Origin of the sequence: Microbacterium sp. (assembly GCF_036566905.1) — a bacterium.
GTDB lineage: Bacteria > Actinomycetota > Actinomycetes > Actinomycetales > Microbacteriaceae > Microbacterium.
Window position 1 is genome coordinate 17,264 of record NZ_DATCVK010000101.1, and the last position, 9,912, is coordinate 27,175.

At 71.5% G+C, this 9,912-nt stretch carries 9 protein-coding genes; all 9 read left to right on the plus strand.

Annotation, left to right across the window (positions count from 1 at the left end; genetic code table 11):
- Window positions 1–43: 43 nt before the first annotated feature.
- Window positions 44–1,069 (plus strand): ABC transporter permease, encoded by a 1,026-nt coding sequence (locus VIP82_RS07665; protein WP_331907280.1) that lies wholly within the window; start codon window positions 44–46, stop codon window positions 1,067–1,069.
- Window positions 1,066–2,028: an ABC transporter permease gene (locus VIP82_RS07670; protein ID WP_331907282.1), complete on the plus strand. Its 963-nt coding sequence runs from the start codon at window positions 1,066–1,068 to the stop codon at window positions 2,026–2,028. The genes VIP82_RS07665 and VIP82_RS07670 overlap by 4 nt, the downstream gene beginning before the upstream one ends.
- Window positions 2,025–2,939: an ATP-binding cassette domain-containing protein gene (locus VIP82_RS07675; RefSeq protein ID WP_331907284.1), complete on the plus strand. Its 915-nt coding sequence runs from the start codon at window positions 2,025–2,027 to the stop codon at window positions 2,937–2,939. Before VIP82_RS07670 ends, VIP82_RS07675 begins: the two co-directional genes overlap by 4 nt.
- Window positions 2,936–3,802 carry an ATP-binding cassette domain-containing protein gene (locus VIP82_RS07680; protein ID WP_331907286.1) on the plus strand — a complete coding sequence of 289 codons (867 nt, stop codon included), beginning with the start codon at window positions 2,936–2,938 and terminating at the stop codon, window positions 3,800–3,802. The genes VIP82_RS07675 and VIP82_RS07680 overlap by 4 nt, the downstream gene beginning before the upstream one ends.
- Entirely contained in the window at window positions 3,799–4,896 is a 1,098-nt protein-coding gene (locus tag VIP82_RS07685; protein ID WP_331907288.1) for a sugar phosphate isomerase/epimerase family protein, read from the plus strand. Before VIP82_RS07680 ends, VIP82_RS07685 begins: the two co-directional genes overlap by 4 nt.
- Before the next feature lie 14 nt (window positions 4,897–4,910).
- Window positions 4,911–6,350 carry an FAD-binding oxidoreductase gene (locus tag VIP82_RS07690; protein WP_331907290.1) on the plus strand — a complete coding sequence of 480 codons (1,440 nt, stop codon included), beginning with the start codon at window positions 4,911–4,913 and terminating at the stop codon, window positions 6,348–6,350.
- On the plus strand, window positions 6,347–7,408 hold the full coding sequence (locus VIP82_RS07695) for a sugar phosphate isomerase/epimerase family protein (RefSeq protein WP_331907292.1): 1,062 nt from the start codon (window positions 6,347–6,349) through the stop codon (window positions 7,406–7,408). The genes VIP82_RS07690 and VIP82_RS07695 overlap by 4 nt, the downstream gene beginning before the upstream one ends.
- A 30-nt stretch (window positions 7,409–7,438) precedes the next feature.
- Window positions 7,439–8,704 carry a M24 family metallopeptidase gene (locus VIP82_RS07700; RefSeq protein WP_331907294.1) on the plus strand — a complete coding sequence of 422 codons (1,266 nt, stop codon included), beginning with the start codon at window positions 7,439–7,441 and terminating at the stop codon, window positions 8,702–8,704.
- Window positions 8,701–9,912, plus strand: a 1,212-nt coding sequence (locus VIP82_RS07705; RefSeq protein ID WP_331907296.1) for an amidase, incomplete at its 3' end; no start/stop codon positions are given. The genes VIP82_RS07700 and VIP82_RS07705, both read left to right, overlap by 4 nt.

Sequence of the window (9,912 nt, forward strand, 5' to 3'; positions counted from 1 at the left end):
GGCCACCGTCCACCCCCGACCGATCCGAAACGAGGAGGCCCGAATGGCGACCTATATCGCCAAGCGGCTGGGACTCGCGCTCCTGAGCGTGTGGGGCATCATCACCATCGTCTTCTTCATGACGAAGCTGATCCCCGGCGACGCGGCGCGCGTCGCCGCAGGACGCACCGCCACCGCCGAGCAGATCGCGCAGGCCCGCGAACGACTCGGTCTCGACCTGCCGGTGGTCGAGCAGTACCTGGTGTTCCTCGGCCGCGCACTGCGCGGCGATCTGGGCCAGTCCGCGTCGACACACCAGAGCGTCGTGAGCGACCTGTCGGCGACCGTCCCCACGACACTGCAGCTGGTCGTGGTCACCATGATCCTGACCGTGATCGTCGCGGTGCCCCTCGGTGCGGTGTCGGCCGCCCTCCGCGACCGCGCCCCCGACGTGTCGGCGCGCATCCTGTTCGTCCTCGCGGGCGGCGTGCCCGTGTTCTGGCTCGCGATCCTCTTCCAGTGGGGCTTCGCATCCACGCTGGGGTGGCTCCCCATCTCGGGCGCCAACTCCTTCGGCATGGCACCGCCGCCGGTCACCGGGTTCACGCTCGTCGACTCGCTGCTCGCCGGCAGCCCGCCGATGTTCGCCGACTCGCTGTCGCACCTGATCCTCCCGGCCCTTGCCCTGAGCGCTCCGTTCATGTCCACCATCGCCCGCAACGTGCGCTCGAACATGATCGGCGCCCTCGACTCGGACTACGTCTCGTTCGCCGTCTCGAAGGGTGCGGGACCGTATCGAGTGGTGCTGCACCACGGGTTGCGGTCGACCATGGGGTCGACGCTGACGCTGCTGGGCATGCAGTTCGGCTGGATGATGGGCGCCGCCCTCCTCGTCGAGAGCGTGTTCGCCCTGCCGGGCATCGGGACCTACCTCAATCAGGCGGTCCTCAATCAGGACACGTTCGCCGTGCTGGGCTGCGTCCTGGTCATCGGCGTCGTCTTCACCGTCGCGAGCCTCATCGTCGACGTCGTGCAGATCTGGACAGACCCGCGCGTGCGCGAGTCGCATCTGACGGGAGCGCGCGCATGACGCTGACCACCGATCCGCCCGGACTCGACGAGGAGACCTCCTCGTCCGACGACCCGCGTCCGCGCCCGCCCCGCACCGCGGAGTGGCTCACGCCCGCCGGTCTCGGCGGCGGGATCTCGAAGGGGCTCCGGGGCCTGTTCGGCACCCACGCGGGAGCGCTGGACCGCATCGCCATCGTCGTCTCGGCGGCGCTGGTGGTCGTCGCGATCATCGGCCCGCTGCTCGCTCCCTACGACCCGTACCTCGCCGTCCCGTCCGACGCGCTGCTGCCGCCGAGCGCCGCGCACTGGATGGGAACCGACGACGCCGGCCGCGACGTGCTCTCGCGGCTCCTCGCCGGTGCCGGCATGACGCTGCTCGCGGCGATCGCCGTCGTCGCCCTCTCCACGCTCGTGGGCGTCGTCATCGCCTGTGCGGCGGTGCTGTCGCCTCGCGGCGTCGACGCCACCATCATGCGGATCTGCGACATGTTCATGGCGCTGCCGTCGATGGTGCTCGCGCTCGGCATCGCCGCCGCTCTCGGCCCGTCGCTCGGCTCGGTCGTGCTGGCCATGGTGATCGCGATGTGGCCCGGCACGACCCGCCTCGTCCGCGGCATCCTGCGGGTGTCGATGAACTCGGCCTACGTCGAGTCGGCCAGGGTGAACGGCATCCGCCGCATCCCGACCCTCGTCCGCCACGTGCTGCCCAACTCGATGGACTCGGTGTACGTCCAGGCGAGCATGGAGATCTCGGGCGCCGTCGTCCTCATGGCGGGTCTCGCCTTCCTCGGCGTGGGCGCACCCCCGCCCAGCGCCGACTGGGGCGCCATGGTCGCCCAGGGGCGCGAGTACATCACCACTGCGTGGTGGGTCACCACGTTCCCGGGACTGGCCATCACCATTGCGGCGATCGCCTTCGGGCTGCTCGGCGATGCCCTCCGTGTCCGTCTCGACCCGAGCCTGCGGAGGAAGCGATGACCGACGCCCCCGTCCTGAAGATCACCGATCTCACGGTGCGCGTGCCCGCGGCGACCCGCACCGATTCCGGTCACGGCGACCTCACGCTGGTCGACAGGGTCAGCCTGACGATCGCGCGGGGCGAGCGCGTCGCGCTCGTCGGCGAGTCCGGTTCGGGCAAGTCCATGACGGCGAAGGCCGTGCTGCGGCTGGACCCCACCGTCGACCTGTCCGGCTCGGTGCGCGTGGCCGGTCAGGAGGTGGTGGGTGCACCGGAGCGCCGGCTGGGGCAGCTGCGCGGATCCACGGTCTCCATGGTGTTCCAGGACCCGATGACGGCCCTCAACCCCGTCCTCACGATCGGCGACCAGGTCGCCGAGCCGCTCGTGATCCGGGGTGTCAGCCGCCGTTCGGCGCGACGCCAGGCCGTCGAGATGCTCGACCGGCTGGGTGTGCCCTCCGCGGCCACGCGCCTCGGCGCATACCCCCACGAGTTCTCCGGCGGCATGCGCCAGCGGGTCGTGATGGCCGCGGCGCTGATCGCCGGACCGCAGCTGCTCATCGCCGACGAGCCCACCACGGCGTTGGACGTGCGCGTGCAGGAGCAGGTGCTCGACCTGCTCGAGGAGCAGTCCCGCGAACTGGGCCTCGCGGTGCTGCTGATCACCCACGATCTGGCGATCGTCGCGGGCCTCGCCCATCGCGTCGCGGTGATGCGCCACGGCCGCATCGTCGAGGACCGCCCGGTCGACGACCTGTTCCGGGCACCCGAGCATGCCTACACCCGCGGGCTGCTGGCATCCATTCCGAGTGTCGACGCGGACCCGCTCGTCAGGCTGCAGACCGTGGAGGACGTCATGCGAGCGGATGCCGCGGCATCCGTCCCGCCCGCAGCCGTGAGCGACCCCACCTTCGAGGAGGCACGACGATGAACACGCTGACGACCGATGGCGTCGACCTGCGGGTCGAAGACCTCGTCAAGCGCTTCGGGCGGGGCTCGCGGGAGTTCACCGCCGTGGACCACGTCTCGTTCCGCCTGGGTGCGGGGGAGACGCTCGGGCTGGTGGGCGAATCGGGGTCGGGCAAGTCGACCACGGTCCGCTGCCTGATGGGACTGGAGCGGCCGCAGGCCGGGTCGCTGGTCTACAACGGCCTCAACCTGCGCCGCATGACCTACCGCGCCGAGCGCGTGTTCCGCTCGCAGGTGCAGATGGTGTTCCAGGACCCGTACTCGAGCCTGGATCCCCGCATGACGATCGGGCAGATCGTGTCGGAGCCGCTCCGTGTGCACACCGACCTCGACGCCGCCGGCCGGCGCGCCCGCACCGTCGAGATGCTCGAGCGCGTCGGCCTCGATCCGGCACACGTCAAGCGGTACCCGCGCAGCTTCTCGGGCGGTCAGCGTCAGCGCATCGCGATCGCGCGGGCGCTCGTCGTGAGGCCCCGTGTGCTGGTGTGCGACGAGCCCGTCTCGGCGCTCGATGTGTCGGTGCAGGCGCAGGTGCTCAACCTCATCAAGGACATGCAGGCGGAGTTCGGCCTGTCGGTGCTGTTCATCGCGCACGACCTCGCCGTCGTCCGCTACCTGTGCGACCGCCTGGTGATCCTCGAGAAGGGCCGGGTCGTCGAGGAGGGGACGCGCGAGCAGGTGTACGAGCATCCCACCCACCCCTACACGCGGTCGCTCCTGGAGGCCGTGCCCCGGGCGGATCCCGCCACGGAGCGGCAGCGACGCGAGAACCGCCGAGCGGCAGCCGCCCTCACCCCGCAGATCGACAAGGAGATCGCCGCATGACCCGCGTGGGAACCGACGTCAAGTTCACCGACGGCAGGAGTGGATGGGGCGACCCCCTCCAGACTCTGCGCGCCGTCGCCGCCATGGGGCTCGAGGGCGTCAACGTGCGCACCCTCGACGAGATCGCGCCGACCCTCGATCCGGGGTTCCTCCGCGACTTCGCGCAGCTCGCGGATGAGCTCGACCTCTACGTCGAGATGGGCGTAGGCAAGGTCAACCCGTACATGACCGCGGAGCTGCCGCGGGTGCGGGATCTCGGGGAGGGGAGCTACCTCGCGGGCATGGAGCGGATGATCCGCACGTGCGCCGGGTTCGGCTGGACCGAGACCTGGACGGCGGTCGGCGGCTACAAGCCCTACCCCGGCATCTTCTTCACCGACCGGTTCCGCACCGACGCCGACTGGGCGGATCAGCTGGCGGCGACGGAGCGATTCCTGCAGCGGCTGGCGCCGGTGCTGCGCGAGACGGGCGTGCGACTCAACCTCGAGACGCACGAGGAGATCACGACGTTCGAACTGCTGCGGCTCATCGACGCGGTCGGTGAGGACGTGCTCGGCGTGTGCCTCGATCCGGCCAACCTGGCGGTGCGGGCCGAGGTCCCGCTCGAGGGGATCGCCCGGATCGCGCCCCAGGTGCGCACGACCCAGCTCCGCGACGCCGCGCTCTGGCGCACCGAGGAGGGGCTGTCGCGCTTCATCGCCCCCTGCGGTGAGGGGGTCATCGACTGGGATGCCGCGCTCGACCTCGTCCTCGCGGAGAACCCGTCGATCAACCTCACGATCGAGCCGATCGGCGTCGTCCGCGCCGAGATGAAGCTGCACGTGGCGGATCCGACGTGGCGGGCGGGGCATCCCGACCTCACCGACGACGCGCTTCAGAGCCTCGATGCGCTGGCCGTCGCGTACGAGGCCCGCGCCGCCGCCGGCGACGCCGAATCGCTCGCGCAGCTGCGGGCGCTCCGGCCCGACAGCGAGCTCGAGCAGTTCCTGCTGCGCTGCGCCGCCCACCTGCGCGCGACCCTCGCCGCACGCACGACCCCCGCCACGCCCGCGGCAGCAGCGCATTCCGCCGCCGTTCCCGTGCCGACCCGATGACCGAAGGAGCCCCCATGACCCTCACCCATGCCACCGCCGCGCTCTCCGAACTGGCTGCCGCCGTCTCGTGCGAGGTCGTCTATCCCGACCACCCCGACTACGACCTGCTCCGTCGCGTCTGGAACGCCGACATCGACCGGCTCCCCGCCGCCATCGTGCGATGCCGCGATGCGCAGGACGTCTCGGACGCGCTGCGCTGGTGCGTCGGCAACGAGGTGCCCCTCACCGTGCGCGGCGGAGGCCACAACCTCGCCGGCACCGCGGTCGCCGACGGCGCGGTGCTCATCGACACGGCGCTGCTCGACGGGGTGGTGTTCGACCTCGAGGCGGGCACGGTGACGGTCGGAGCCGGATGCCGCTGGGGCGACGTCGACCGCGCCGCCCAGCCGTACGACCTCGCCGTTCCCGCCGGTGTCGTCTCGCACACGGGCGTCGCCGGGCTCACGCTCGGCGGCGGCTTCGGCTACCTCGCGCGGATGCACGGCGCGACCGTCGACCACGTCGTCGAGATCGAGGTGGTCGTCGCGGACGGACGCATCCTGACCGCGAACGCCGAGGAGAACCCCGACCTGTTCTGGGCGCTCAAGGGCGCCGGCCACAACTTCGGGATCGCGACGCGGTTCACCTTCCGCACGGTCCCGCTCCCGGGACTCGCGACAGTGCGTCAGGCGCTCTTCCCGGCATCCGACCGCACCGCGATTATGCGGCACTTCCGGGAATGGGGTCTCGACGCCCCCGGCAACATCGGCACCTACCTGCGGCTGCTCCGCGCCCCCGAGTACTGGTCGCAGATCCCCGCCGAGCATCGCGGGCAGCCGATCCTGTCGCTGGCGACCGTGTTCTACGGCGACCCGGCCGACGAACCGGCGGCTACGGCGGGGATGTTCGCGCTCGGCACGCCGATCTACGAGAGCCTGCGCACGATGCCGCACGTGACGCTGCAGCACGCGACCGACGACGAGTTCCGCTACGGCATCTCGCACTACTGGAAGCACCTGTTCCTGCAGGACTTCTCGGACGCCGCGATCGACACCGTGATCGAGATGAGCGACGCCTACACGGGCCGCGCGCTCAACTCCAGCGCCCACATCGCCCACCAGGTGATGTGCCCGTTCGAGATCATCGCCGGCCGGCGCACGCCGCGGGACTCGTCGAACGACTCGACGGCCGGCGTCGGCGCCCCGTTCGGCGCCAACATCGGGGCGGACTGGGAGTACCCCGGCGAGAAGGCGCCGCTCGTCGCGTGGGCAAAGCGGTTCGACGAGGCACTGGCGCCCTACAAGGCCGGGACGTACATCAACTTCACCTCGGTCGCCGGCGATGAGGCAGTTGCGCGGGCCGTGTACGGCGGCAAATACGAGCGTCTCGTGGCGGTGAAGCGCGCCTACGATCCGGCGAACGTCTTCTCGCGCGGCCTGGTCGACCTGAGCCCGACCGCGGGGGAGCTGGCATGATTCGTCGCGTCGGCACCGACACGAGCAAGTTCCCGGGCGCCGCCGATCTCGGTGCCATCGGCACCCTCGAGCAGATCGCGGCCCTCGGGCTCGAGGGCGCGTTCTTCCGCTCGGCGTTCGCGCTGAGCCCGACGCTCGACGCCGGCGAGCTGTCGGAGGTGACGGATGCCGCCGCCGACCTCGGACTGTACCTCGAGGTCGGCGTCGCCAAGGTCAACCCGTTCGCGACGCCGGAGGCGCCCGAGATCCGCCGCCTGGGCGAGGGGGACTACCTCCTCGGGATGGAGCGGATCATCCGCGCCGTGACCGCGGCGGGCATCACGGAGCTCTGGACCGCGACCGCGAACTACCAGTTCCGCATCCGCGGCCTGTACGCCTGCGACCGGTTCCGCACCGACGTGGACTGGGCCGATCAGCTCGCCGCCACGGCCAAGGTGCTCGACCGGCTCGCTCCGCTGCTGCGCGAGACGGGCGCTCACCTCAACATCGAGACCCACGAGGAGATCAGCTCGTTCGAGGTGGTGCGTCTGGTCGAGACGGCGGGCCCCGACGCCTTCGGCATCACGTTCGACACCGCCAACGTGCTGGTGCGCGGCGAGGATCCCGTGGCCGCCGCTCGTCGCGTCGCGCCCTACACGCGGTCGACGCACGTGCGCGACGTCGCCCTGCATCGCACCGACGACGGCATCGGCCGCTTCCTCGCCCCCGTGGGGGCGGGGGTCATCGACTGGGAGGCGCTGCTCGGTGAGCTGGACCGGGGCGGGGCGACGGCGAACCTGTCGATCGAGGGCGTCATCGGGATGAACGCCGAGATGCCGCTCTATGTGGACGACCCGCGCTGGTGGGCGGCGCATCCCGATCTCACGGCCGACGAGTTCGCGGTCGTCGATGGGCTCACCGATCGCTACGAGGAACGGGCCCTGGCGGGCACGGCTCCCGGACTCGATCGCCTGCGCGCTCCCGTCGACTCCGACCAGGCACTCGCCTTCATCACCGAGAGCGCGGCCGCGCTGCGCGCCGCGCTCGCCGCCCGCGTCCCGACATCCACCGCGGCCTGAGCCGCATCCGACCACCTCCGAGGAGCGAACATGACCCTGACCATCGTCCCCAACTCCGTCGCTGCAGACAGCGACTACTTCCCCACGCTGAGCATCGCCGAGCGCGACCGCCGCTGGGCGAACGTGCGCGCGTTCCTCTCCGAGCAGGGGATCGACGCGCTCGTGATCTTCGGCCAGGGGCGCAACGCCAACGACTCGTACCTGACCAACGAGGAGTCTCACGCGACGGTGCTCTTCACCCCGACCGAGGAGCCCCTCATGCTGGTCGGCGACGTGCCGATCAACCGCTACGACGGCGCCGGCGCGCGCTACGAGCGCTGGACCGACAGCTGGCTGCACGGCAACCCGATCGCCAACCTCACCGCCGTGCTGAAGGAGCGGTCGCTGGATGCCGCCACGATCGGCGTCGTGGGGCTCACCAGCCGGGCCGTCGGGCAGTGGAACGGCGTCATCCCGTTCCGCACCTGGACGAATGTCCTCGGTGCGCTTCCGAAGGTCACCTGGGTGGACGTGGCCGACGCCTTCGAGACGCTCACGCAGTTCAAGAGCGCTGAGGAGCAGGAGATGATCCGCAAGGCGGCCGCCATCGGCGAGGCCGCCTGCGCCGCCTACGTCGAGGCCACGCGGGTCGGCGTGCGCGAGAGCGTCGTCACGGCATCGGCGATCAACGCCATCGTCGCGGGCGGCGGATGGATGCGCGCGCCCTTCATCCTCGAGCGGGCCGGCTCGCATCGCTTCGGCTGGGGACAGCCGGAGTGGTTCGGCATGGGCGGCGCCCCGTACATCCTGGAGGCGGGCGACAGCATCGCCTCCGAGATCTTCGCGTACTACGGCGGATTCGAGTCGCAGCAGCAGATCGACGTCGTCCTCGGCGAGCCCGACCGCCTGCTGCGCGAGCTCGAGGACGTGTGCCTGGAGTCGTACCACGCCGGCATCGCGGCACTGCGTCCCGGCATGCGCTTCGCAGAACTCGCCGAGATCATGGACGAGCCGCTGAAGCGCTCGAAGACGTGGAACACCGGGCCCATGGTTCAGACGGTGTCGGGCGTGCTCTACAACTCCGCGACGCGCATCGACCCGAGCGTCGACCCGGCGCTCGCGCACCTGCCCAAACTGCCGTCGGGTGTGGCCCTGGACGGCGACTTCGAGATCGCCGAGGGTGTCGCGTTCGCGTTCGAGCCGAACGCCCTCCGCGACGGCAAGCGCGTCTGCATCGGCGGCACGGTGATGTTGACCAGCCGCGGCATCGAAGAGCTCAACACGATCCCCAACCGTCTCGTGGTGGTCGACGCATGAGCGCTCTCGTCCCCTCGGCCGAGGCGGCAGAGGCCACCGGCGCGCTGCGCGTCGGGCCAGCGATGCTCGCACGGGGTGCGGCGAGCGGACCGCTCGCCGGCACGGTCACCGTCACCAAGGATCTCTTCGACGTCGCCGGGCAGCGCATCGCTGCGGGGAACCCCGACTGGCTCGCCGATGCGGAGGTCGCGACGAGCAACGCGGCCGCCGTCCAGCGCTGGCTCGACGCCGGGGCGAGCGTCGTCGGCATCTCGCACAGCGACGAGCTCGCCTTCAGCCTGTCGGGCACGAACGTGCACTACGGCACCCCGCGCAACCCGCACGATCCGGACCGCATCCCCGGCGGCTCGTCCAGCGGCTCTGCGGCTGCGGTCGCCGCGGGGCTCGTCGACTACGCACTGGCGACCGACACCGGCGGCTCCACCCGCGTGCCCGCGTCGTACTGCGGCATCTTCGGCATCCGCACGACGCATGGCCGCGTGCCCACCGCGGGCCTGGTGCCGCTCGTCCCCCGCTTCGACACCGTCGGGGTGCTCGCCGCCACCGGCGACGACCTGGAGCGTGCGACGCGGGTGCTGCTGGGCTCGGCGCCCGTGCCCGTGCCCGAGGCCGCGCCTGCGGTGCCGCGCATCGTGCTCGCCCAGGACGTGCTGGCCCTCGCCGACCCCGACGCGGCCGACGCCGTCGCTGCGGCCGTCGATCGGCTCGCGGAGCAGCTGGGGGCGGAGCGCACCGTCGTCGACCTCGCCGGGCCGGAGACCTTGGGCCGCTGGCGCTCGGCGTTCATGGCGCGTCAGCTTCCCGAGATCTGGCGCACCCACGGCGAATGGGTCACGGCCCGGGAGCCGTCCTTCGGCCCGGGCATCACCGCGCGCATGAACGACGCCCGCAACGCCCCGACCGACGGGATGCATCTCGCCGACGAGGCGCGCGACGAGGTCCTCGCGCGCCTCGCGGAGATCCTCCCGGAGGGTGCGGTCCTCGCGTTCGCGGCGGCATCCGGTCCGGCGCCTCTCATCGAGCTGGATGCCGCGGCGAAGGGATCGCTCCGCAGCCGGACGATCGCCATGACGTGCATCGCGGGGCTGGCGGGTCTGCCCGCCGTCTCGCTGCCGCTCGCGGAGGTCGACGGGCTTCCGGTCGGCGTCTGCCTCGTCGGCCGCCCGGGCGACGACGAGCTGCTGCTGGCGGCTGCGCGGTCCGCCGAC